Raw genomic sequence first — 22,388 nt, 5'->3', positions numbered from 1 at the left:
GACCAGACGATGTTGTCGCACAAGCAGATATGGTCGGCCATCGACACGCTTGCGGAGCATAACGGTCTATCCGTTTCGGCGCTGGCGCGCCGCGCCGGGCTCGATCCGACGGCATTCAACCGCTCGAAACGGCTGGCGGCCGATGGCCGGCAGCGCTGGCCGTCGACCGAATCCGTCTCGCGCATCCTCGAAGCGACCGGCTGCTCGCTGACCGAATTCGCCGGCCTCGCAAACGGTTCAGGCTCAGAAGCCGGGACAGCATCTTCAGCCGTGCCGCTGCTCGGTTCGGCCCAGGCCGGCGCCGGCGGCTATTTCGACGATGGCGGCTTTCCGACCGGCCATGGCTGGGATGTCGTGGAGCTTCCCGCAGCCACCGCGCGCCATGCCTATGCGCTGAAGATCCAGGGCGAATCCATGCTGCCGCTCTACCGCGACGGCGACACGCTGATCGTCGACCCCGAGGCGACGGTGCGCACCGGCGACCGCGTGGTCGTCAGGACGCGGGACGGCGAGATCATGGCCAAGATGTTGCGCAAATACGCGCCGGATCGTGTCGAACTCGCATCGCTCAACCCGGAGCACGCCGACAGGAGCTTCGGCATGGGCGAGATCGACTGGATCGCCCGAATCGTATGGGCCAGCCAGTAATGTTGCGGCCGGGGCCAGGACGCTTTCTGAGGCCCGTGGCCATCCTGGCCATTGTTCTTGCCGTCGGCTTCGCGCTCTATCTGCTGGCGCCCGATCCCTCCGGAAATTCCCGGGGCGACGCGGCCGGACCCGTCTGGTCCGATGAGAGCCCAAACGAAATCGCCGGCGCTGCGGACGGGGCGGCGCCCCGCGCCATCGCACCGGAGCAATTCGCCACGCCGTTTGCGCAAAATGCCGTACAACTGGAGCGCATTGCGCCGCGGGCTCCGCTAACGCCGACGGTCGAACGGGCAACCGGTCCGCGCCCGACCCTGCTGCACAAGCCGTTGGTGATCGCCGCCGGCGAGATCGTCTTTCCGGAGGGCGGGCTGCGCCTCAAGGGGATTGTTGTGACCGACCCCGACGATACCTGCACGGACCAGGAAGGCCGGCTGTGGCCGTGCGGCATCATCGCACGGACCGCATTTCGCAATTTCGTCGGCGGGCGTTCGCTGTCCTGCAACCTGCCGGAGGAGCGCTGGCGCGAAATCATCGTCGTCACCTGCCTCGTCGGCAAGCAGGACCCGGCAGCCTGGCTGGCAAGCCGCGGCTGGGCGCGCGCATTCGTTGGCAGCAGATATGCCGATCTGGGCGCGACCGCGCAAAAGGAAGCCAGGGGCATTTTCGGCAGCGACCCGCGCGGCGCGTCATCGGTTCCCGACAGCGGGCAGTCGGTGTCCTCCGACAGCGTCAGCCCGCTGCAAGATCCCCTGCCAGTGCCTTTGCGATAAGCGCGCGGGTCTCGCCAATGCCGTAGAGCGCGACGAAGGATCCGAAACGCGGCCCGCGCTCCTGCCCCAGAAGCACCTGGTAAAGCATCTGGAAGAAGGCGATCGAGACGCCCGGACCGCCATCCGGGCTCTTCTTGTTCGGATCCTGGTAGCGCTCGATGGCGCGCGCGACATCCAGCACCGCATCCTGGATGACCGCGCCGTCGGCATCATCGGGCAACTCCGCCAGCTTGCTGTCGAGCGCCGTCAGCGCCTGCCGCTCGACATCGTCGGCAGGCCTGAACACCTTGGTCGGCTTGACGAAATCGTTGAAGTAACGGATCGCGTAGCCGACCAGCTCATCGAGCTTCGGATGGGTCTGTGCCGTCACGCCCGGCGCATAGCGCGAGATGAACCCCCACAGAACGTCGCTGTTCTCGGCGTTCGAGGCGCTGACGAGATTGAGCAGCATCGCGAAGGGCACCGGATTGTCGAGCGCCGGCGGATCGCCGTCATGCAGGTGCCAGACGGGATTGCCGAGCCGGTTTTTCCAGTCCTGCCGCGGATAAGCGCCGAGAAACGAGAAATACTCGTCGACCGCCTTCGGGATGACGTCGAAATAGAGCTTCTTGGCTGTCTTCGGCTTCTGGAACATGTAGAGCGCCAGGCTCTCCTCGGATGCATAGGTCAGCCACTCGTCGATCGTCAGGCCGTTGCCCTTGGACTTGGAGATTTTCTGACCGTTCTCATCGAGGAAGAGTTCGTAGTTGAAGCCTTCCGGCGCCGGCTTTCCGAGCGCCCGGCAGATCTTAGACGACAGGGTCACGCTGTCGATCAGGTCCTTGCCGGCCATTTCATAGTCGACGCCGAGCGCGTACCAGCGCAGCGCCCAGTCGGCCTTCCACTGGCACTTGACCCGGCCGCCGGTGACAGGGGTCTCGATTTCTTCGCCGGTTTCCGGATCGACATAGGTGACCGTGCCGGCCTCGACATTGCGGCCGGTCATCGGCACTTGCAGGACCTTGCCGGTGCGCTGGCACACGGGCAGGAAGGGCGAATAGGTGGCGCGGCGTTCCTCGCCAAGCGTCGGCAGGATGATATCCATGACCTTGTCGTAGACGTCCAGCATGCGGCGCAGCGCCGCGTCGAAGCGGCCGCTCTGGTAATATTCCGTCGAGGACGCGAATTCGTATTCGAAGCCGAACCGATCGAGGAAGGCCCGCAGGCGTGCATTGTTGGCGGCGCCGAAGGACGGGTACTCGCTGGAAAACGGGTCCGGCACGCTGGTCAGCGGCATGCCGATATAGTTCTGCAGCATCTCCTGGTTCGGAAGGTTGGTCGGCACCTTGCGGAAGCCGTCCATGTCGTCCGAAAAACACAGGATCTTCGTTTTCACGGTGTCGCGGGTCAGCACGCGGAATGCATGGCGCACCATGGACGTGCGGGCAACCTCGCCGAAAGTGCCGATATGAGGCAGCCCGGACGGCCCGTAACCGGTCTCGAAGAGCACCGTCTCGGGATAACCGCTCTTTTCGTAGCGCTTGACGATCTTGCGCGCCTCCTCGAACGGCCAGGCCTTTGCCTCGGCCGCTGCCGCAATCATATCCTCATCGAGACTGATCTGGGTCTGGCGGTGCGTGTTCATCGTCTTTCTTTCAGGATTCCTGCGAATTCATGGTATTACGGCAGCCAATCTGGAAGGCGTGGGTCGTCCTTGAATCCCGTCGCCCATGCTGCAGCGCAGCGGAACCTATGCCGAGCGCCCCTTCGCGTCAATGACGGGCCGGCGCGCTTTTTGACGTTGCGGAGCGAAATGCGGCAGATTTTGCTTCAAAATGACCGATTCACAGCTTATGAAGCAACTTGCGCAGCGCTATGCCGCTCCATAGTTTAGGCCCAGCCAGATCCGTTGGGCGAAGATCAAGAAGGACCTTGCATGACATCCCCGATCACCATTCAGGACGCGCTCATCTATGTCATGGTCACCATGTCGGCGGTCGACCGGACCATGACCGATGCGGAGCTCGCGCAAATCGGCAATATCACGCGCACCCTGCCCATATTCCAGGATTTCGACGAGGATCGGCTGGTCCGGGTTTCCAAGGATTGCGGCGCGATCCTGAGCGAGCAGGACGGGCTCGACACGGTGCTTCTCATCATCCATGACGCCCTGCCCCACAATCTTTACGACACGGCCTATGCGCTAGCGGTCGAGGTTGCGGCGGCCGATCTGCATGTCGAACAGGAGGAACTGCGGCTCTTGCAGATCCTGCGCGACCGGCTCAGCCTCGACAAGCTGACCTGCGCGGCCATCGAGCGCGGCGCCATGGCCCGCTACCGCACCCACTGAGCGCCGGGACAGCGCTGGCATGACCGGTTTGTTTTCGATCACCCGGCGCTAGATTCCAGAGATGGACCAGGAAATCCAGATGCAACTGTTCGGGCTCTCCGAGCCGACGGTGCGGCTGATCGCATTCGCCGCCATCTTCCTTTCAATGGCGGCCTTCGAGCTTTTCAGCCCGCGGCTTGAACGCGACGAGCTGATGGGCGCGGTCAAGGCAAAGCGCTGGTTCACCAACCTGTCGATCCTGGTGATTTCATCGCTGGCGCTCCGGGTCGTCTTTCCGCTTGCGGCCGTCGGTACCGCGTTGTGGGCGCAGGAGAACGGCTACGGCCTCTTCGCGCTTCTGGGAACGCCGGCCTGGATCGCCGGCATCATCGCCTTCGTGATCCTCGATTTCGCCGTGTGGCTGGAGCATGTGGCGAGCCACAAATTCCACATATTGTGGCGCATTCACCGCATGCATCACTGCGATCCCGGCTTCGACGTGACGACGGCGCTGCGTTTCCATCCGCTGGAAATCCTGATCTCCATGGTGTGGAAGGCGCTGATCATCCTTGCGCTCGGTCCGCCGGCCATCGCCGTTCTGGTCTTCGAGATCGTTCTCAACGGCACGGCGATGTTCAACCATTCCAACGTCAAGCTGCCGCTGCCGGTCGACCGGCTGGTGCGCCTTGTGCTGGTCACGCCCGACATGCACCGCGTCCACCATTCGAGCGACCGCCGCGAGACGGACACCAATTACGGCTTCAATTTCCCCTTCTGGGACCGGATCTTCAGGACCTATTGCGCGCAGCCGCGGCTCGGTCACCGGGACATGGATATCGGCCTGAAGGATTATCGCGACAACGCGCCAACGAAACTGGGCTGGTCGCTGTTGCTGCCGTTCCGTAAGTAACTTCAGTACAACCCGTTGGGGAAATAGCGCAGGTAAAGCTCGCGCATGCGGCCGTCCTTGCTGATCGCGTGGATGGCGTGGTCGAAGGCGTCCGCCAGGTCCTGGCTGTCGCGGCGCACGGCGATCGCCAGACCTTCACCGAGGAAAGACGGGCCGAAATAGGGCCCGTCGAAATAGGAACAGCATTCATTGGCCGAATTGCTGACCAGCCAGAAGGACAGTTGCACGCCGTCACCGAAAACCGCGTCGATATCGCCGGTCTTCAGGCTGTCGAACATCCATTCGTCACGCTCAAAGGTGACCGGCTGTATGTTCGGGAAATAGGCGCGCAGCATGGCCGCATGGGCGGACCCGGCCATCACGCCGACACGGCGGCCCGCCAGCGCCGTCGCATCCTCGCCATCGATCTCGACCCGGTCGGCACGCACGAAACGGGCGGGGAATTTCAGGAACGGCCGCGTGAAGAGATAATCGTCGCGGCTCAAAACATTGATCGCGACCCCGGCGATGAGCGCGTCGCCCTGCCCGCCGGCGATCGCCGTCGACAATTCGCTCCAGGGCAACACCTGGATCTGGCACTTGTCGGCAATTTTCAGCTCATCGCAGATTTCCCGCGCCAGATCGACGTGAAAGCCGGAAACGTGCTCCTGCTGGTCGATGAAGTTGAAGGGCGGAAAGTCATGGGTGGTCAGGAAGCGGATGCGGTTGCGCGCCGAAAGATCCGGCACCTCGACACGCTCGCGCGGGTCCCAGTAGTTCGGGTAGTCGGCATTTCCCGTTTCGCCCGGCTGCTGCGCGGCGGCCGGCGCAGACGTTTGAGAACTTGCTGCGAACGCCCATATCGCGGCAAGTAGCAAAACAACTGGCCTAACAAAGGCAACCAGATTCTTCTTAGGCAAAAGGAATTTGAGGTTAGAGAGCATGTTTCAGATTAAATCAGAGTACTTTGATCAGGCTCCTTAATCTGAATCAATCCATTTATGAGCCATGTGTCTGGCCAACGAGAGTGAGTACCCATGGCAAACATCAGTCCTTTTTGCGGCAAATTTCTTCCAAACTGTTGTTGCATTTTACTTAGAGCCTTAGCTTCGCCGTATGTCCTTGACCAGTTAAAAAAGGTCGCTTCTGTTTCCCAATCTTGACACGTGCCTTCTCTCTCTCCGTCATCTGTTATGTATCGATACACAAACTCATATGGACATGCTCGAGATGGGACTGCCGGTTTGGGTACAAAGAAATCTGATTGAGCATGAAAAGCGTCTATTCGCTTCTGTTGCTCTGCGAGTTTGTCGTTGGATTTTTTGTTTATGTTAAAAGCTTTGATTTCGGGTTTGAGGAGAGCCAAACTCCGTCCCTCCTCGCGCTCTTTGTCAAGACTAGTGACTATCTTTTGCGCCAAGAAGCTTTCTTTTTCTCTATCTGGAAGGCGGCCAACAATCTCCAAGGTTTGGCTGTCGACATGTCGGCTTTCGATTCTGTCATCAGTAGTTGGCGTACGCCAGTTGAACTTGATGCGATCCCATCGCTTAAATTTCTTGCCGTCATCAAGGACCCTGAATGATACCGGATATAAACGTAGCCAGTTTCCGTAGAGGTCAATGCCCGCACAACAAACTGTCTCCCCGTGACTCTTTCCGATCACGGGTGCGGCCTTTATCAGGACTATAGCCTCTGTTTGATTTGACTTAGTTTGCAAATGCTCCTGCAAGTCCGGGCTGAACACCAATATGTCGGATCAATAAGCTGGTTCTTTCCAGTAATTCACTTGCAACTATAGAGCGATGACAGTTCGAATGGCAACGTTCAAAACACAATAGACAAGCACCGCCATTTTTAACTAAAGGTATCGCTTCTTCAATGGCAGCCTGCGCTGCGGGTGATCTCATGTGCTGGCTGAATATCTTTCTGAACGTTGCGAAATCTCCAGCCCTCGCAGCATCACGACCTGGCTTTGGGTCTCCCAGATCTTTGAAGTGTGTGTATTGAATATCAGCAGCTTCAAGCGCGCCCTTCAGGGCCCTTTTTGAAAAACCCTTTTTTCGGGAAAGCGGTAGTTCCCTTACGTCAATTAGGATTTTCACATCCGATCGCTTCAGCGTTGCAACAAAATCTGCAATGTTTGAACCCTCGTAACCGATAGTCAATAACTCGCCCATCCTGCACTCCAACGCAATTTTAAGAAGATTCCCAACGTCACATAGGCCGGGGATACAAATCAGTACCCGCATAATATTGCGCGAGGCTTAATCAGGTGGAGCGGGTAGCGGGAATCGAACCCGCGCGTCAAGCTTGGGAAGCTTGCAGGCTACCATTACATCATACCCGCCGACATCCAGACGTATCCGGATAAACGCGCATGAACACAATGAAGCCAGCGTAAATTGTGTCAAGGGCAACTTGACTCCGCCCAGCCCCGTTGCCATGTGCTGGGGGACTTCAACCTATCCCGGCAGGTCCATGTCCGCGCTCAAAAACCTGATCGAAAGCCGTCGCTTCGAGTGGTTCATCACCGCCATCATCATCGTCAACGCGATCACGCTCGGGCTTGAAACGGTTCCGGCCGCGATGAATGTGGCCGGCGGGTTCCTGCTGACGCTCGACCGGGTGATCCTCGGCATATTCGTCGTCGAACTCGTCGCCAAACTGGCGGTTTACCGGCTGTCCTTTCACAAGGACCCGTGGCGGATTTTCGATTTCATCATTGTCGGCATCGCGCTGCTGCCGACGACGGGAAGCCTTTCGGTGCTGCGGGCGCTGCGTATCCTGCGTGTCCTGCGGCTGGTCTCGATGGTGCCGTCTCTGCGCCGGGTCGTCGGCGGGCTGATCGCCGCCCTGCCCGGCATGGGCTCCATCGTGCTGCTTCTCGGCCTCGTCTTCTACGTTTTCTCGGTGATGGCGACCAAGCTTTACGGCGCGACTTTTCCGGAATGGTTCGGCTCGATCCCGGCATCGGCCTATTCGCTGTTCCAGATCATGACGCTGGAAAGCTGGTCGATGGGCATCGTGCGGCCGGTGATGGCCGCCTATCCGATGGCCTGGGCCTTCTTCGTGCCGTTCATCATCGCCACCTCCTTCACCGTGCTGAACCTTTTCATCGGCATCATCGTTTCGGCGATGCAGGCCGAGCACGAAGAGGCGGCGATGGCCGACCGCGAAGCGCTGCACAGCGATCAGGAAATGATCCTCAAGGAATTGCGCGCATTGCGGGTGGAAATTGCCGAGCTGAAGGCGGACAAGACCGGGTGATCACGCCTTGAAGTGTTTGGACAGCTTCAGGCCCTGCGCCTGGTAGTTTGAGCCGAGATCGGCGCCGTAGAGCGCCTTGGGGCGCTCCAGCATATGCTCGTAGACCAGCCGGCCGACGATCTGGCCGTGTTCGAGGATGAACGGCACCTCGTGGCTGCGCACTTCAAGCACCGCGCGGCTGCCGGAGCCACCGGCCGCCGTGTGGCCGAAGCCCGGATCGAAGAAGCCGGCATAATGGACCCGGAACTCGCCGACCAGCGGGTCGAACGGCGTCATCTCGGCGGCGTAGAGCGGCGGCACATGCACCGCCTCGCGCGACACGAGAATGTAGAATTCATCCGGATCTAGGATGATATAGCCGTTGCCGCGCGTATAGATCGGCTCCCAGAAATCGAGAACGTCATGCGCCGCCTTGCGGTCGACATCGATCACCGAGGTGTGGTGCTTACCGCGATAGCCGGCAAGGCCGTCCGGGCCACTTTCCAGATCGACCGACAGCGCGATGCCGCCGCCGGAAATGTTGGGCGTGTCGGAGGCGACCAGCACCTCGCTGTCATGCAGCAGCGCCAGTTCCGCCTCGTCGAGACCGGCGCTGCCCTTGCGGAAGCGGATCTGCGACAGGCGCGAGCCGGCCCGCACGACGATGGGAAAGGTCCGCGGGCTGACCTCGAGGAACAGCGGGCCAGTGTAACCTGCCGGGATCTTGTCGAATTCCTGGGTGTTGTCGGCCATGACGCGGGTGAAGATGTCGAGCCGGCCGGTCGAACTCTTCGGATTGGCCGAGGCGCTGATATCGGCCGGCAGATCGAGGCTTTCCTGCAGCGGAACGATATAGACGCAGCCCGTCTCCAGCACCGCGCCGGAGGTCAGGTCGATCTCGTGCAGCTTCAGCCGCTCGAGTTTTTCGGCGACCCGGTGGCCTGGACCCGGCAGGAAACTGGCCCGCACGCGATAGGCCGTCCGACCGAGGCGAAGATCGAGGCTCGCCGGCTGGATCTGGTCGTCATCCAGCGCATGCGGCGCTGTCAGGCGGCCGGCCTCGAACAGCCCCGCAATGTCCCGATCCGCCAATATGCCCGCATTCGCCATGCCGTTCCCCATGCTTTCGCGGTCTATCAAATACAGCGCGCCACGATTGACGCAAGGAAATCGGGGCTGTAAAGAGGCCTTATCCCGTGGTGATTTGGCCGGCCGGCTTGCTGCCACGTTAAACAAGTCGCTAAAAGGTCGGGTGTCCAACCGGCTGGCGATTTTCGCGGGCCGGTTTTTTGTTGGGTGAAGACATGAGTGACAAGATTTCGAACGGAACGTTGAACGCGGCCAATTGGCGGCCGGCAACGCAGATGGTCCATGGCGGCACCAGCCGCTCGCAATTCGGCGAGACCTCGGAAGCGATGTTCCTGACCCAGGGCTTCGTCTATGACAGCGCGCAAGCCGCCGAAGCCCGCTTCAAGGGCGAGGATGAAGGCTTCATCTATTCGCGCTACGCCAATCCCACCGTCGACATGTTCGAAAAACGCATGTGCGCCCTTGAAGGCGCCGAGGATGCGCGCGCCACCGCATCCGGCATGGCCGCCGTATCAGCGGCGCTCTTGTGCCAGCTCAATGCCGGGGACCATGTGGTTTCGGCGCGGGCGCTGTTCGGCTCCTGCCGCTGGGTGGTCGAGACGCTGATGCCGAAATACGGCATCGAGACCACGCTGATCGACGGAACGGACCTGGAGAACTGGCAGCGCGCCGTAAAGCCGAATACCAAGGTCTTTTTCCTGGAAAGCCCGACCAATCCGACGCTCGAAGTAATCGACATTGCGGGCGTTGCGAAAATCGCCGATGCCATCGGCGCCAGGGTGGTTGTCGACAATGTGTTCGCCACGCCGCTTTATCAGAAGCCGCTCGATCTCGGCGCGCATATCGTCGTCTATTCGGCAACCAAGCACATTGACGGCCAGGGCCGGTGCCTCGGCGGCATCGTGCTGTCGTCGAAGGACTGGATCGACGAGCACCTGCATGACTATTTCCGCCATACGGGCCCTTCGTTGTCGCCGTTCAATGCCTGGACGCTGCTGAAGGGGCTCGAAACGCTGCCGCTAAGGGTGCAGCAGCAGACGCAAAGCGCCAGAAAGATCGCCGACCATCTTGCGTCGCTGAATGCGATCAATCGGGTGATCTATCCCGGTCGGCCCGACCACCCGCAGGCGGATCTGGTGCAAAAGCAGATGTCCGGCGGCTCGACCCTCGTCGCCTTCGAGATCGCGGGCGGAAAGGAAGCAGCGTTCGCCTTCGAGAACGCACTTGAGATCATCCGCATCTCGAACAATCTGGGCGACGCCAAGAGCCTGATCACCCATCCGGCGACGACGACTCACAAGAACCTTGCCGAAGAGGCCCGCACAGAACTCGGCATTACCGATGCGACGGTGCGGCTTTCCGTCGGACTTGAAGACGCGCAGGATCTGATCGACGATATCGACCGGGCGCTCGGCGCGGTTTAGAGCGGAACTTTCAAGATCAGCGCTGGCCGAACATGCGGCCGGCGATGACGATGCGCGACAATGCCGTGTACAGGCAGATCGCCGCATAGATGTAGGCAAGCCACACGAAGCTTTGCGGAAAGATGCAGAAAATGGCGAAGACGGCGATGGTTTCCGTCGCCTCGGCAAGCCCGGTGGTGAAATAGAGCGACTTCTCGCCGCGAACCGTGCTGTGCATGTCGTAGCGTTCCGCCATGATGGCATAGGCGAGGAAGGTGGAGCCGTTGACGTAGAACGAGAAGATAAGCACTGCGCCGGCAACGGCGTTGACCGCCGGATCGGCCAGTACGAAGCCGAGCGGAATGGCGCCGTAGAAGACGAAATCGAGCACGATATCCAGATAGCCGCCGAAATCGGTCGACTGGGTCGCCTTGGCGATGGCACCGTCCAGACCGTCGCACAGCCGACTGATCAGAAGCAGCACGAGGCCGGCCCAATAGGCCTGCTGCCAGATGGCAAAGGCCGCTACCAGACCGATAAGACAGCCGACTATGGTGACCGTATTTGCGGTAATACCCAGAGACGCCAATTGGCGACCAGCCGCATCCAGCGGCGGGTTGATCATCTTTCTGACGGCGCCATCGAGCATCGATTATCCTTTCGCGCAAGCGCGAACATGCATACAGCTTTCGCTGGCATTCGAAAGCCATGTTTTGTCACAATCGCGTCAGCTTTATTTGACAATAGCCCGGTTTACCAGCGTTTACCCTGAACGTTACACGGGCTGAAAGCGAATTCACCTTTGGTCCCCGATGATATATAGACGGCAGGTGGATATTGCGGGAATCAATGGGAAGCGCGAAGCAGCATGTACCGTGCGCTGACACATGATATCGAGATCACGGTCGAGCCGTTTTATCTTGAGGAGCAGTCCGAGCCGGACGAAAACAGGTTCGTGTGGGGCTACCGTATCGTTATCGTGAATCATTCGGACGACACCGTGCAGTTGCGCGACCGGTACTGGCGCATCACCGACGCGGTCGGCCAGGTCGATGAAATCAGCGGGGAAGGCGTTGTCGGCGAACAGCCGATCCTGGCGCCCGGCGACCAGTTCGAATACTCCTCCGGCTGTCCGCTCGACACCTCCTCCGGCATGATGGTCGGCCAGTACCGCATGGAGCGCCAGGACGGCGAGAGCTTCATGGTCGATATCCCCGCCTTCTCCCTCGATGTGCCGGGAATGGCGAGAACGCTCAATTGAACGGAGCCCTCGATTTCCGTCCCGTCATGCTCGTCACGGGCATTTTGATCGCGACGCTGGGCGTCGCGATGCTGCTGCCGGCCATTGTCGATCTGGCGGCGAACAATGACGACTGGATCGTCTTTTTCGCATCGTCCATGCTGACGACGCTGATCGGCCTTTCCCTGTTCGCCGCGACGCGCGGATCACCGCGCGGTCTTTCAACCCGGCAGGCGCTGCTGATGACGGTCGTCTCCTGGCTGGCGCTGGTCGCCTTCGGGGCGCTGCCCTTCATGTGGTCGGGCGTGGTGCCGTCCTACACGGACGCGTTTTTCGAATCCATGTCCGGGCTGACCACCACCGGCGCGACGGTCATACAGGGCCTCGACCACGCACCGCCGGGCATCCTTTTCTGGCGCGGGTTGCTGCAGTGGCTGGGCGGCCTCGGCATCATCGTCATGGCGATCGCGGTGCTGCCGATGCTGCAGATCGGCGGCATGCAGCTCTTCAAGGCCGAGGCTTTCGACACGGCGGAAAAGATCCTGCCTCGGGCAACGCAGATCTCGAGTTCGATCACGCTCGTCTTCATCGGTTTCACGGTCGCCTGCTGCATCCTTTTCATGTCGGCGGGCATGCCGTTCGACGATGCCGTCATCCACTCGATGACGACCGTGGCCACCGGCGGGTTTTCGACCAAGGACCTTTCAATCGGCTTCTACAACAGCGCGGCGATCGACTGGATCACCATCGTCTTCATGATCCTCGGCTCGATCCCCTTCATCCTTTATGTGCAAATGCTGCAGGGCCGGGTGCGTCCGATCTTCTTCGATTCGCAGGTGCGGGTCTTCCTCGGGCTACTGGCGATTGCCACGCTGATCGCCTGGCTGATGGCCCACTACGGGGAACACCATGTGGGTCTCGACGGGCTGCGCTTTGCCGCCTTTAACGTCGTGTCGATCACCACCGGCACCGGCTATGCCACGACCGACTACGGCATCTGGGGACCGCACGCGATCTCGTTCTTCTTCGTGATCATGTTCATCGGCGGCTGCGCCGGCTCGACCTCGTGCGGCATCAAGATCTTCCGCTTCATGGTGCTGTTCGAGGCAATCCGCCAGCACATCAATCAGGTGATGTATCCGCACGGTATCTTCCGGCCGCAATTCAACGGCCGTCCGATCGATCCGCGCGTCATCGCCTCGGTCATGAGCTTCATGTTTCTTTACGTGGTCAGTTTCGGCGCCATTTCGATCATCCTGATCACGACCGGCCTCGACACGACGACGGCGCTTTCAGGCGCCGGCTCGGCAATCTCCAATGTCGGGCCGGGGCTCGGCACCATTATCGGCCCGGCCGGCAACTACGCGCCGCTCAACGACACCGCCAAATGGACACTCGCGGCGGGCATGCTGCTGGGACGGCTGGAGCTGTTCACGATCATGGTGCTGTTCCTGCCGCGCTTCTGGCGGACCTGAACCCCGGCTGGCGATCAACTGCTTCAGAAAAGATCGGCGATGCTGTCGCCGGCCCGCGGCTTCAAGGTCAGGATCCGGCTACCCGGCTCCATTGAACCGCCCTGCACCACCTCGGCATAAATGCCCATGTCCAGATGGCCATAGTGCTTGCGCAGAAGGAACGGTACGCGCAGGTCTCGCTCGGCCGATTGCGGATTGACTTCCGTCGCCGCGCAGCGCTGGGTGCGTTTCAAAACCCTTAAAATTGAAGATCCGATCTGGATGTCGCGGCCGACAAGGTCCAGTTCGGAAAATGCCGGCCAGCCGCGAAAATAGATGTTGGCTCGAAAGCGCAGCGGATCGACCGGGGTTTCAACACGGTCCGCGAATTCCTCGACCGAATCGAGATTGATCAGCGAAACGGCGTTCATCAGGGTTTCCGAGACCACGGACACATCCGTGAAGCGGTGCGGCGAGCCTTCAACGAATTGCGGCCGTTCATCCCCGGGAAGATCGAGCTCTTGTGACAGCAGGTCGGCCGCATCTTTCCGGCCCGCCTCCGATCCGAGATCGTAGCGCATCGTTCGTCCGTCCATTTCCACCGTCAAAATGCGGGTCGTCTCGTCAAATCCGGTCGCCAGGCCCGCAAGCCGTGCGTGCTGCATCAGGACCACAAAACTGGTCTTCGGCAGCGGTTTGGGATCATTCTGGTCAAATCCGCCATTTGCTTTGGCAAAGCCGAAAAGCCGGTCGCCCGGAAAGCCCTGGCCGGCGGCCAGGTCCGCGCCTTCGAGCGACTGCGGGCTGAGCCCCTTTATCGGATAGGTGAAAAGCTTCTCGATTCGACCTTGCATCGATCGTTCCTCTGCGCGCTGACGGACAATCACCGATGCCAAGAAACGCGATTCGTTACAAGCGCCCTTCGAACTGCAGATGCGAAAGCCCGTTCAGGCGGAATCGGTGCGCGGCTGGTGACCGAATATGGCGACGAATGCACTGCGAATGTCGCTGCCGATGCCCATCAGCGCCGGCACAAGGAACAGCACCAGCAGCGTCGCCATGGCAAGGCCGAAGACGATGGTGATGGCCATCGGCATCAGGAACTGCGCCTGCAGGCTGGTCTCGAACAGCAGCGGCAGAAGCCCGCCGATCGTGGTCAGCGACGTCAGAAGAACGGCGCGCAGCCGGTCACGGCTCGCGCCGGTCGCGGCCGACACCAAATCCTCGCCCTGGCGCAGGCGCTCTTCGAGGCGGGTTACCAGGATGATCGAATCATTGACGAGAATGCCCGACAGGCCAAGCAGGCCGATCCAGGACAGGATGGTGAGCTGGAAACCCATGACCCAGTGGCCGAACACGGCACCGACCACGCCGAACGGGATGATCAGCATCACGGCGAGCGGGCGCGCGTAGCTCGCAAAGACCCAGGCAAGGATGATGTAGATCACCGAAAGGGCGACGATCATTCCAAGGCGCAGATCGGCAAAGGCGTTTTTCTGCTCCTCGGAGCGGCCGCCATAGCGGTAGTCGATACCGTAACGCGCGGCGATCTGGGCGATGACACCGGAGGCTTCCAGCTCCTCTATGACACCGTCGGTCGTATTGACCTCATTGTCGATATCGCCGGTCACCGAGATCTTGGTCTTGCCGTCCTTGCGCGAGATATAGGCAAAGCCCTGACGCTCGGTCAGGCGAGCGACCTCCGTCAGCGGCACGAAATCGCCGGTCGGGCTGCGCAGTTCGAAATTGCGCAGCGCCGCGGTTCCGCCGACGCGCATGATCTGGGAGACCCGCACCGTTACCTCGTCGTCGCCGCGGGCAAATCGGAACGGGATCTGGCCGTCGAATGCATTGCGGAGCTGCCGGCCGATATCGTCCGCCGTGAAGCCGAGGGCCGCGCCGCGCGGCAGCATTTCGACCACCAGTTCCGGCTTGCCGTAAGGCAGGTTGTCATCGGCGCCCGAAACGCCCGATATCGAACCAAGGATCGGGATCATTTCTGTGGCGGCGGCTTTCAAATCTGCAATCCGGTCGCCGCGCAACTCGATATCGATATCGCGTCCCGGCGGTCCGCCGCGCGACTGGAAGATCGAAAACCGCGACACGCCCGCGACATCGGGGACGGCCTGCCGCCAGGCCCGTACGATGTCCGGTGTACGCACGGTCCGTGTCTCCGAGGAGGTGAGTTGCACCTTGATGGTGGCGCTGGTTCCGCCGAAACGGCTCGCCTTGGAGAACATCACGAAGATGGATTCTGCAAGCGCCTCCTCACCGCCGGTCAGTTCCTGCTCGGCCTTGCGGAATGCTTCCTCGACCTTCTCGATCGCCTTGATCGCGTCTTCCTCCGGCAAACCGGCAATGAAACTGATATTGCCGCGAATGTTTTCGGCCTCCGGCGACGGGAAGAAGACGAACTCGACCCGCTTGCCCTGCATCAGGCCTATGGCAAGAACCAGGGCCAGCCCGATGGCGATCGACACGGTCACGTAGCGCCAACGGAAGGAGAGCGTTACCAGCGCGTTGAAGGGCCCATCCCGGAACCGACTGAAATTGCGGTCGAACCAGCCCCTGAATCCGCGCTGATGAAGAGACACATCCGACGACTGCGCTGCGGATCTGGACGCGAAGGTCCGGCGCAGGCCGAGGATCAGATATTCGATCACCATCGCGACAACCAGCGCGCAGCCGGCAACCAGTATGAGGCGAAGGGGCAATGGAAGATCCCGGAAGCCCGTCAACCAGTTGCCGATGGCGGAGCCGTCGGACGCCCGGTCCATGAGCGGAGAATAGGGTGCGGTCGCGACCGTCATCACGAAAACCGCGACGAAGGCGAAGAAGAACTGGCGCCAATAGGACCAGCGCGGACCGCGCTGCCGTTCAAGCGCATGGGCCAGATGGCCCGGCAGCACGTAGAAACACTCAAGCAGGCTGGCAACGATGACCGCCATGGCGACGAGCGGCAGAACGCCCATAATCTGGCCGATCGTGTCGCTGATCAGCAGCATCGGCGCAAAGGCCGCGATCGTCGTGGTCATCGCGGCGAGGACCGGCTTGATCATCATCGCGACGCCGTTTTCGGCCGCCGTCATCGGATCGTCGCCCATCTGCAGGCGCGTATAGGTGTGTTCTCCGACGACGATGGCATCATCGACGATGATGCCGAGCATCATGATCAGCCCGAAGAGCGAGATCATGTTTATCGTCTGGCCTGATATGAACATGAAGCCGACCGTGGCGAGCAATGCCACCGGAATGCCGGCGGCAACCCAGAAGGCGATGCGCGCATCAAGGAAAAGAAACAGAATAACGACAACGAGCACCAGCCCGCCCAGGCCATTCTTGACAAGCAGCATGATGCGCTCAAGCAACCTGTCGGACGAGACCTCATAGGTCTTGATCTCGATATTGTGCGGCAGTTGCGGCCGCAACTCCTCCAGATACTCATTCAATATGCGCGCCGTGCGAAGCGTGTCCGCCGTCGCGGCGCGGCGCACGTCGATCTCGATCGCCACATTGCCGCCCGTGAAACCACGCGTTTCCGACGTGTCGAAACCGTTCGACACGTCCGCAATGTCCTTGATGCGGACCTTCTCGCCGGACGCGAAGGAAACGACCTCTATGTTTCCGAGTGTCTGCGGGCTTTCGGCATCGGCAAGGGATCGAAGTTGCCGCTCCACAGCACCTTCGAGCGTGCCGGATGGAAGGTCGCTGCTGTTGTCGGCGACCGACCGCGACACATCATTGATCGTCAGGCCGAGGCGCCGCAGCTCGCGTTCGGGAATATCGATACGGATTTCCCGGTCGCGCAAGGCCGTAAAGTCGATCTTGTCGATGCCGCGCGCGATCAGTTCGTCGCGAATGTGCTTGGCCCATTCGCGCTTGATGGCCTCGGGCGCCGATCCGCCGACGGATAGGCTGGCGATACGGTCGAAGAAACTGGCTTTCGAAACGGAGGGCGTATCCGCATCATCCGGGAGGGTGGAAACGCCCGTTACCGCGGCTTCCACGTCTGACAGGGCCTTTTGCATGTCCGAGCCGTCCTCGAACTCCAGGCGGATCGAGCCCGAGCCCTCGCGCGCGGTCGATGTCATGACATCGACCCCTTCCACAAAGCGCACTTCCGGCTCGATGACGGCGAGAAGGTTGGCCTCGATGTCCTCGGCGCTCGCGCCGGACCAGCTCAAGGATATGTCGATGCGGGGCCGGTCGACAGAAGGAAAAAACTGCGTGTTGATCTGCAGGATACTGAAGACGCCGAGCAGGATCATCAGCATCATCAGCAGATTGGCCGCATTCGGATGGCGAATGAAGGTGCGCACCAAGCCGCCGGAACCGCGCAGATCCTCCGCCGCGTTCTCGATTGCCTGGCGTACACCGCGCTCGGCCATGCTCAGCTTCCCTGGGTGCGTTGGCCGGCCACGCCGCCGCTCGGGCGCGCCGGACGCACGCCGGGCTCCCTGACCTGGACGCCGTCATCGGCCTGCGTCAGATGGGTCGTCATGACGACGTCGCCAGACTGCAATCCGCCCTTGATAATGACATCCTCGCCATCGAAGGCCGCGACCTCGACAATCCTGCGGGCGAGTTTCCCCTCTTCGACGACAAAGACCTCATTGCCGTTGAACAGTGCCGTCTCCGGCAGGCGGAACGAATTGGCGTAGGTGCGGTCAGGCACGTCGATTTCGACAAAGGCGCCTGGCCGCAACTGCACGGCAGAACCGTTCGGATCAAGACGCGCCACGACCTCGACGCCGCCGCGCTGCGAGGCGATCTCGGCGGCGATGCGGTCAATCCTGCCCGAATATTCGTAGCTGCTCAGCCCGACGACCCAGACAACCCTGATCTCGCGACCGATCAGGGGATCGGTGTCGGTCGAAATGCGTCCGTATTGGGCGTCGGTCAGCGTAAAGCGTGCCTCGAGCGCCTCGTCATCATAGAGCGAGGCGACGACATCGCTGCTGCTCACATAGCGGCCCGGCTCCGCATTCTCGGCGTTGACGACCCCGGTGAAGGGTGCGCGCAGCGTCGTGTATTCCAGATTGCGTTCGGCCTGCTGGACCTTCCAGGTCAGGCTCTCGATACTGGCGATCTGCTGCTCGCGCTTGGCGTCCTCGATGATCTGGTTGTTGCGCCGCTGGCTGACCGCCTGCTCGCGCTGGGAAACGATCAGCCGCCGGTCCTCGACCTGCTTTTCGGTCACCGCGCCGCTCTCAACCAGCTGCTCGGCGCGCCTGAGATCGCTTTCCGCCAGCGTGAGCTGCATTTCGGCGGCTTGAAGCTGATCCCGTTCCGCCGTCATGCGCGCTTCGATTTCGGCGAGGGTGGCGCGTGCCTGGGCGAGATTGGCGCGCGCCTCGGAAAGCGCACCCTTGTAGTGGAATGAATCGATCTCCAGCAGGACATCTCCGTCGGAGACGTGCGCACCGGCCTTGAGTTCAGGGTTGACGGCAATGATCTCGCCATTCACCAGCGGCCGCAGTTCCACCGAACGTGCCGCCTGCACTTCACCGTAAACGAGCAATTGCGGGCGATTTGATACCGCCTCGACCGCAACCGTCTCCACCGGATAAACGGTCGGGCGGAAGGGCCGCGCGCCGCGTTCCGGCTGGGTTTCGATGATCCAGTTCATCAGCCAGTAGGAGCCGCCTAGCACAACGAGCATCAGGGCAATCTGAAGCAAGACGCGTCCGCCGCTCAGAAGCGGTGAGCGTTTTTCGGGAGGGCGATCGGGCGTATCCCCGACCGCGGGCGTTTGTGCCGCCCCTTCCTCGTCTAACGATTTCAGCATGCAGGATGCTCCGGCTCGACCCACGCAGTCTACTAATCTAGCGGCCCAATGCAGAAATTAAAGATTCGTAAGATTTACTGCATTTTGCGGCTTTTTCAGCCAAATGCCAGATATCGAGCGCGTATTTTACATTACTTTACATGCCGCTGCGGCGTTCGGAGGATATTTCCTTCGCCCTGATCGGTGCAGGCCGGCCGGCGTTATTCCAGGAACTCGGAGGGATCGAATGTGTAATTTGCCGAGCAGAACTCGCATTTCACCGAGATTTTGCCGTCTTCGACGCTCTCCGCGATTTCTTCCTTTTCCAGGCCGTCAAGCACAGCCTTGATCTTGTCGCGCGAGCAGGAACAACTGTCGCGAACCGCCACCGGTTCGAAAACACGCACGCCGCGCTCGTGGAACAGCCTGTACAACAGCCGCTCGGAGCCGACCTGCGGATCGGCCAGTTCATCGTCGGCGATCGTCTCCATCAGGGCCTTTGCCTCGAGCCATTCCTCATCTTCCTCGAAATCGATCTCCTCGACATCCTCGGGAAGATCGCCGCCCGGAAGATCTGCCTGGCGCATGCGCTCCGGCGATTCCGGCAGGAACTGCAGGACGACACCGCCGGCGCGCCACTGGTGCTCGCGCTCGCCGCCTTCGCCTGCCCCGTAGAGCTGGGCGGCCGCGAGGCGGACCTCCGTCGGTATCTGTTCGGACTGGCGGAAATAGGCGCGCGCGATTTCCTCGAGCGTCGAGCCATTGAGCTCGACGATGCCCTGGTAGCGCTGCATATGGGCGCCCTGGTCGATGGTGAACGCAAGGATGCCGGAGCCAAGCAGATCCTGAGGCTCGAGCAGGTCCTGCGCCACAGCCTCCGCAAGTGCGCGCTCGTCATAGCGGGCATAGGCGCGCAGGCTGTCCGGCGTGGTGAAGTCTGCGACCAGCATGTCGACCGGGCCGTCGCCCTGCGTCTGGACAATGAACTTGCCGGTGAATTTGAGTGACGTGCCCAGAAGGACCGTCAGGGTCACGGCCTCGGCCAGCAGCCTTGCGACCGGCTCGGGATAATCGTGGCGCGCCAGGATCGCATCGAGCATCGGCCCGAGCTGCACGGCACGGCCGCGCGCGTCCAGGCCCTCGACCTGAAACGGCACAACCTGATCATCGCCGGCAAAGCCGATCTCTCCAAGAGTCATTTCGTCAGTCATTATGTATCAATCTACTGGAACACCGGGCGCTGTGGAGGTTCCGTCGGAAAGCCCGATGCACATAGTTAGAGCCGGTCGAAGCACCAGGCAAGGATGGCCTTTTGCGCGTGCATCCGGTTCTCTGCCTCGTCGAAAACCACCGATTGCGGCCCGTCGATCACCTCGTCGGTCACCTCCTCGCCGCGATGGGCGGGCAGACAGTGCATGAACAGCGCATCGGGATCGGCCTTGGCCATCAGCCTCGCATCGACCTGGTAGGGCCTGAAGACATTGTGGCCGCGCGCGCGCTGCTCCTGTCCCATGGAAACCCATGTGTCGGTAATCACGCAGTCCGTGCCGGCAACGGCTTTCTCCGGGTCCGTGGTTATCGAGACGGAGCCGCCATTGTCGCGCGCCCAGTCCGCGAAGCGGCCTTCGGGTTCGGAGCCCTCGGGCACGCCGATATTCATGGCATAGCCGAACCGCGCCGATCCCTCGATCAGCGAATGGAGCACATTGTTGCCGTCTCCGACCCAGGAAAACGTCTTGCCGGCGACCGGGCCGCGGTGCTGCTCGAAGGTCATGACATCGGCCATGATCTGGCAGGGATGGGTATCGTCGGTCAGGCCGTTGATCACCGGGACGGTGGCATGCTCGGCAAGCTCGATCAGCCGACCGTGGTCGGTGGTGCGGATCATGACGGCGTCGACATAGCGCGACAGCACGCGCGCCGTATCGGCGATCGATTCCGCACGGCCGAGCTGCATGTCGTTGCCGGACAGGAGAATGGTCTCGCCGCCGAGCTGGCGCATGCCGACATCAAAGGACACGCGGGTCCTGGTCGACGGTTTCTCGAATATCATCGCCAGCACCTTGCCGGCCAGCGGCTTGTCGGCCGTACCGTCGCGGGTTGCCGCCTTGCGCTCATGCGCATGGTCGAGGATGTCGCGCAGCTCGCTGCCGGCAACGGCGGAAAGGTCAAGGAAATGACGGGGACCGTCATGTGTCGTCATTGCAGTTTTCCTTGTACGGGCGGGTGCCTGGCCGCTTCGATCCGATGGCCCTTCAGGACGTGCCGCTGGACAGGGCCGCGGCGGCGGCATCAAGGCGCGAAAGCCCGTCACGGGCTTCCTCCGCCGTTGTCGTCAACGGCGGCAGGAGGCGTACCACATTGTCGCCGGCCGGCGCGCCGAGCAGGTTCTGATCGCGCATGGCGACGAGGAATTCCGAATTGGGCACCTTGCACTTGACGCCCAGCATCAGGCCGGTGCCGCGAATTTCCTCCACCACATCCGGATACTTGTCGGCAATCGCGGCCAGGCCTTGTTTGAAAACCAGGCTGACGTCGCGGACATGTTCGAGGAAGCCGTCTTCCAGAAGCACGTCAAGCACGGCATTGCCGACCGCCATGGCCAACGGATTACCGCCATAGGTGGTTCCGTGGGTGCCCGGGTTCATGCCGCTCGCCGCTTCCTCCGTCGCCAGGCACACGCCAAAGGGAAAGCCCCCGCCAATGCCCTTGGCAACGGCCATGATATCGGGCGTGATGCCGGCCCATTCATGGGCAAACAGCCTGCCGGTACGGCCGACGCCGCACTGCACCTCGTCAAGAGCAAGCAGAACGCCGTTTTCGTCGCAAAGCGCCCGCAGATCGCGAAGGTACTGCGCGGGCAGCTCGCGGATGCCGCCCTCGCCCTGCACCGGCTCGACAAGCACGGCCGCCGTCGTTTCACCAACGGCGTTGCGCATCGCATCCATATCGCCGAACGGCACCTGGATGAAACCCGACGCCTTGGGGCCGAAGCCTTCGAGATACTTAGCCTGACCGCCAGCGGCGATGGTGGCCAGCGTGCGGCCATGGAAGGCGCCCTCAATGGTGATGATGTCGATGCGCTCTTCATGTCCATTGACGTAGTGAAAACGCCGCGCCGTCTTTATGGCGCACTCGAGCGCCTCGGCGCCGGAATTGGTAAAGAATGCGCGATCGGCAAAGGTCGCGCGGGTCAGCCTGTCGGCCAGCCGGGTCTGGTCCGGAATCTCGTACAGGTTCGACAGATGCCACAGACGTTCGGCCTGCTGCTTCAGAGCCTCGACCAGATGCGGATGCGCATGCCCCATGGACGTGACGGCAATGCCGCCGGCGAAGTCCAGATAACGCGATCCATCCTCGGTAACCAGCCAGACGCCCTCGCCGCGTTCGAAACGAAGCGGAATGCGATTATACGTGCTGTAAAGCGACGCATTTTCCGACATGACCCATAACTCCCAAAAGCCGCAGCTCCTGCTGCGCGGCCGGACGAATTTTCGGAACAATCCGGCCGGTTCATCCGGCCAAAAACAAATAGCTGCCCGGTGAAAGGCAGCTGTCGCGTTATCTTTATACT

The 22,388-nt window shown here is 61.3% G+C and carries 20 protein-coding genes, 1 tRNA gene and 1 riboswitch; of the genes, 8 read left to right on the top strand and 13 right to left on the bottom strand.

Going from position 1 to position 22,388, the window contains the following annotated elements; translation table 11 throughout:
* Nucleotides 1–9 precede the first annotated feature (9 nt).
* The gene (locus OOZ53_RS22025) at nt 10–648 is read left to right on the top strand and encodes a S24 family peptidase (protein WP_271091899.1); all 639 of its coding nucleotides are present in this window, start codon (nt 10–12) and stop codon (nt 646–648) included.
* Nucleotides 633–1,418, top strand: a complete 786-nt coding sequence (locus OOZ53_RS22020) for a thermonuclease family protein (protein WP_271091898.1) — start codon at nt 633–635, stop codon at nt 1,416–1,418. The genes OOZ53_RS22025 and OOZ53_RS22020 overlap by 16 nt, the downstream gene beginning before the upstream one ends.
* On the opposite strand, the gene OOZ53_RS22015 is transcribed toward OOZ53_RS22020, so the two are convergent.
* The gene (locus OOZ53_RS22015) at nt 1,378–3,042 is read right to left on the bottom strand and encodes a lysine--tRNA ligase (protein WP_271091897.1); all 1,665 of its coding nucleotides are present in this window, start codon (nt 3,040–3,042) and stop codon (nt 1,378–1,380) included. The two genes, OOZ53_RS22020 and OOZ53_RS22015, sit on opposite strands and share 41 nt — an antisense overlap.
* A gap of 291 nt (nt 3,043–3,333) precedes the next feature.
* On the opposite strand from OOZ53_RS22015, the gene OOZ53_RS22010 reads away from it, so the two are divergent.
* Nucleotides 3,334–3,747: a tellurite resistance TerB family protein gene (locus tag OOZ53_RS22010; protein WP_271091896.1), complete on the top strand. Its 414-nt coding sequence runs from the start codon at nt 3,334–3,336 to the stop codon at nt 3,745–3,747.
* 79 nt (nt 3,748–3,826) lie between these two features.
* Nucleotides 3,827–4,636 carry a sterol desaturase family protein gene (locus tag OOZ53_RS22005; RefSeq protein WP_271091951.1) on the top strand — a complete coding sequence of 270 codons (810 nt, stop codon included), beginning with the start codon at nt 3,827–3,829 and terminating at the stop codon, nt 4,634–4,636.
* Nucleotides 4,637–4,638: 2 nt separating this feature from the next.
* Here the strand turns inward: OOZ53_RS22005 and OOZ53_RS22000 are convergent, their stop codons facing one another.
* The 4 genes from OOZ53_RS22000 to OOZ53_RS21985 form a co-directional block, all read right to left on the bottom strand.
* On the bottom strand, nt 4,639–5,493 hold the full coding sequence (locus OOZ53_RS22000) for a transporter substrate-binding domain-containing protein (protein WP_271091895.1): 855 nt from the start codon (nt 5,491–5,493) through the stop codon (nt 4,639–4,641).
* Between the two features lie 74 nt (nt 5,494–5,567).
* Nucleotides 5,568–6,278, bottom strand: a complete 711-nt coding sequence (locus tag OOZ53_RS21995) for a hypothetical protein (RefSeq protein ID WP_271091894.1) — start codon at nt 6,276–6,278, stop codon at nt 5,568–5,570.
* Between the two features lie 43 nt (nt 6,279–6,321).
* Nucleotides 6,322–6,792 (bottom strand): DUF488 domain-containing protein, encoded by a 471-nt coding sequence (locus tag OOZ53_RS21990; RefSeq protein ID WP_271091893.1) that lies wholly within the window; start codon nt 6,790–6,792, stop codon nt 6,322–6,324.
* A 96-nt stretch (nt 6,793–6,888) separates the two neighbouring features.
* Nucleotides 6,889–6,962 (bottom strand) — tRNA-Gly (locus OOZ53_RS21985).
* Nucleotides 6,963–7,093: 131 nt separating this feature from the next.
* Here OOZ53_RS21985 and OOZ53_RS21980 point away from each other — a divergent pair.
* On the top strand, nt 7,094–7,882 hold the full coding sequence (locus OOZ53_RS21980; protein WP_271091892.1) for an ion transporter: 789 nt from the start codon (nt 7,094–7,096) through the stop codon (nt 7,880–7,882).
* Here the strand turns inward: OOZ53_RS21980 and OOZ53_RS21975 are convergent, their stop codons facing one another.
* On the bottom strand, nt 7,883–8,971 hold the full coding sequence (locus tag OOZ53_RS21975) for a 2'-deoxycytidine 5'-triphosphate deaminase (RefSeq protein ID WP_271091891.1): 1,089 nt from the start codon (nt 8,969–8,971) through the stop codon (nt 7,883–7,885).
* A 76-nt stretch (nt 8,972–9,047) separates the two neighbouring features.
* A riboswitch (SAM riboswitch) is annotated at nt 9,048–9,125 on the top strand.
* Between the two features lie 40 nt (nt 9,126–9,165).
* Here OOZ53_RS21975 and OOZ53_RS21970 point away from each other — a divergent pair.
* Entirely contained in the window at nt 9,166–10,374 is a 1,209-nt protein-coding gene (locus OOZ53_RS21970; protein ID WP_271091890.1) for an O-succinylhomoserine sulfhydrylase, read from the top strand.
* Nucleotides 10,375–10,390: 16 nt separating this feature from the next.
* Here OOZ53_RS21970 and OOZ53_RS21965 read toward each other — a convergent pair whose 3' ends face one another.
* A complete protein-coding gene (locus OOZ53_RS21965) occupies nt 10,391–11,002 on the bottom strand; it encodes a CDP-alcohol phosphatidyltransferase family protein (protein ID WP_271091889.1) in 612 nt (203 codons plus the stop codon).
* A 219-nt stretch (nt 11,003–11,221) separates the two neighbouring features.
* On the opposite strand from OOZ53_RS21965, the gene apaG reads away from it, so the two are divergent.
* Nucleotides 11,222–11,614 (top strand): Co2+/Mg2+ efflux protein ApaG, encoded by a 393-nt coding sequence (gene apaG / locus OOZ53_RS21960; protein ID WP_271091888.1) that lies wholly within the window; start codon nt 11,222–11,224, stop codon nt 11,612–11,614.
* Nucleotides 11,611–13,068 carry a TrkH family potassium uptake protein gene (locus OOZ53_RS21955; RefSeq protein ID WP_271091887.1) on the top strand — a complete coding sequence of 486 codons (1,458 nt, stop codon included), beginning with the start codon at nt 11,611–11,613 and terminating at the stop codon, nt 13,066–13,068. Before apaG ends, OOZ53_RS21955 begins: the two co-directional genes overlap by 4 nt.
* Nucleotides 13,069–13,091: 23 nt before the next feature.
* Here the strand turns inward: OOZ53_RS21955 and OOZ53_RS21950 are convergent, their stop codons facing one another.
* From OOZ53_RS21950 to OOZ53_RS21925, 6 genes are all read right to left on the bottom strand, one after another.
* Nucleotides 13,092–13,901, bottom strand: a complete 810-nt coding sequence (locus OOZ53_RS21950) for an MOSC domain-containing protein (RefSeq protein WP_271091886.1) — start codon at nt 13,899–13,901, stop codon at nt 13,092–13,094.
* 93 nt (nt 13,902–13,994) lie between these two features.
* Entirely contained in the window at nt 13,995–17,435 is a 3,441-nt protein-coding gene (locus OOZ53_RS21945; RefSeq protein WP_271091885.1) for an efflux RND transporter permease subunit, read from the bottom strand.
* Between the two features lie 2 nt (nt 17,436–17,437).
* Nucleotides 17,438–18,835 carry an efflux RND transporter periplasmic adaptor subunit gene (locus tag OOZ53_RS21940; RefSeq protein WP_271091884.1) on the bottom strand — a complete coding sequence of 466 codons (1,398 nt, stop codon included), beginning with the start codon at nt 18,833–18,835 and terminating at the stop codon, nt 17,438–17,440.
* Nucleotides 18,836–19,035: 200 nt separating this feature from the next.
* Complete coding sequence (locus OOZ53_RS21935; protein WP_271091883.1) at nt 19,036–20,025, bottom strand: Hsp33 family molecular chaperone; 990 nt, start codon at nt 20,023–20,025, stop codon at nt 19,036–19,038.
* A gap of 65 nt (nt 20,026–20,090) precedes the next feature.
* Nucleotides 20,091–21,017: an ornithine carbamoyltransferase gene (gene argF / locus OOZ53_RS21930; RefSeq protein ID WP_271091882.1), complete on the bottom strand. Its 927-nt coding sequence runs from the start codon at nt 21,015–21,017 to the stop codon at nt 20,091–20,093.
* A gap of 52 nt (nt 21,018–21,069) precedes the next feature.
* Nucleotides 21,070–22,257, bottom strand: coding sequence for an aspartate aminotransferase family protein (locus tag OOZ53_RS21925; RefSeq protein ID WP_271091881.1), 1,188 nt, complete (start codon nt 22,255–22,257; stop codon nt 21,070–21,072).
* Nucleotides 22,258–22,388 lie beyond the last annotated feature (131 nt).

The sequence above is a fragment of the Allohoeflea poritis genome (genome assembly GCF_027889715.1).
In the GTDB taxonomy this organism is placed as follows: domain Bacteria; phylum Pseudomonadota; class Alphaproteobacteria; order Rhizobiales; family Rhizobiaceae; genus Hoeflea_A; species Hoeflea_A poritis.
Note: the sequence above shows the minus strand (reverse complement) of the source record. Positions and strands in the feature narration are given on the sequence as shown.

Bases quoted from the DNA above. Each gene is read 5' to 3' on its own strand.
- OOZ53_RS21965 (WP_271091889.1), bottom strand. From the start codon at position 11,002: ATGCTCGATGGCGCCGTCAGAAAGATGATCAACCCGCCGCTGGATGCG.
- OOZ53_RS22025 (WP_271091899.1), top strand. From the start codon at position 10: ATGTTGTCGCACAAGCAGATATGGTCGGCCATCGACACGCTTGCGGAG.
- OOZ53_RS22005 (WP_271091951.1), top strand. From the start codon at position 3,827: ATGCAACTGTTCGGGCTCTCCGAGCCGACGGTGCGGCTGATCGCATTC.
- OOZ53_RS21990 (WP_271091893.1), bottom strand. From the start codon at position 6,792: ATGGGCGAGTTATTGACTATCGGTTACGAGGGTTCAAACATTGCAGAT.
- apaG (WP_271091888.1), top strand. From the start codon at position 11,222: ATGTACCGTGCGCTGACACATGATATCGAGATCACGGTCGAGCCGTTT.
- OOZ53_RS21945 (WP_271091885.1), bottom strand. From the start codon at position 17,435: ATGGCCGAGCGCGGTGTACGCCAGGCAATCGAGAACGCGGCGGAGGAT.
- OOZ53_RS21950 (WP_271091886.1), bottom strand. From the start codon at position 13,901: ATGCAAGGTCGAATCGAGAAGCTTTTCACCTATCCGATAAAGGGGCTC.
- OOZ53_RS22015 (WP_271091897.1), bottom strand. From the start codon at position 3,042: ATGAACACGCACCGCCAGACCCAGATCAGTCTCGATGAGGATATGATT.
- OOZ53_RS22020 (WP_271091898.1), top strand. From the start codon at position 633: ATGGGCCAGCCAGTAATGTTGCGGCCGGGGCCAGGACGCTTTCTGAGG.
- OOZ53_RS21935 (WP_271091883.1), bottom strand. From the start codon at position 20,025: ATGACTGACGAAATGACTCTTGGAGAGATCGGCTTTGCCGGCGATGAT.
- OOZ53_RS22010 (WP_271091896.1), top strand. From the start codon at position 3,334: ATGACATCCCCGATCACCATTCAGGACGCGCTCATCTATGTCATGGTC.
- OOZ53_RS21970 (WP_271091890.1), top strand. From the start codon at position 9,166: ATGAGTGACAAGATTTCGAACGGAACGTTGAACGCGGCCAATTGGCGG.
- OOZ53_RS21975 (WP_271091891.1), bottom strand. From the start codon at position 8,971: ATGGCGAATGCGGGCATATTGGCGGATCGGGACATTGCGGGGCTGTTC.
- argF (WP_271091882.1), bottom strand. From the start codon at position 21,017: ATGACGACACATGACGGTCCCCGTCATTTCCTTGACCTTTCCGCCGTT.
- OOZ53_RS21980 (WP_271091892.1), top strand. From the start codon at position 7,094: ATGTCCGCGCTCAAAAACCTGATCGAAAGCCGTCGCTTCGAGTGGTTC.
- OOZ53_RS21940 (WP_271091884.1), bottom strand. From the start codon at position 18,835: ATGCTGAAATCGTTAGACGAGGAAGGGGCGGCACAAACGCCCGCGGTC.
- OOZ53_RS21925 (WP_271091881.1), bottom strand. From the start codon at position 22,257: ATGTCGGAAAATGCGTCGCTTTACAGCACGTATAATCGCATTCCGCTT.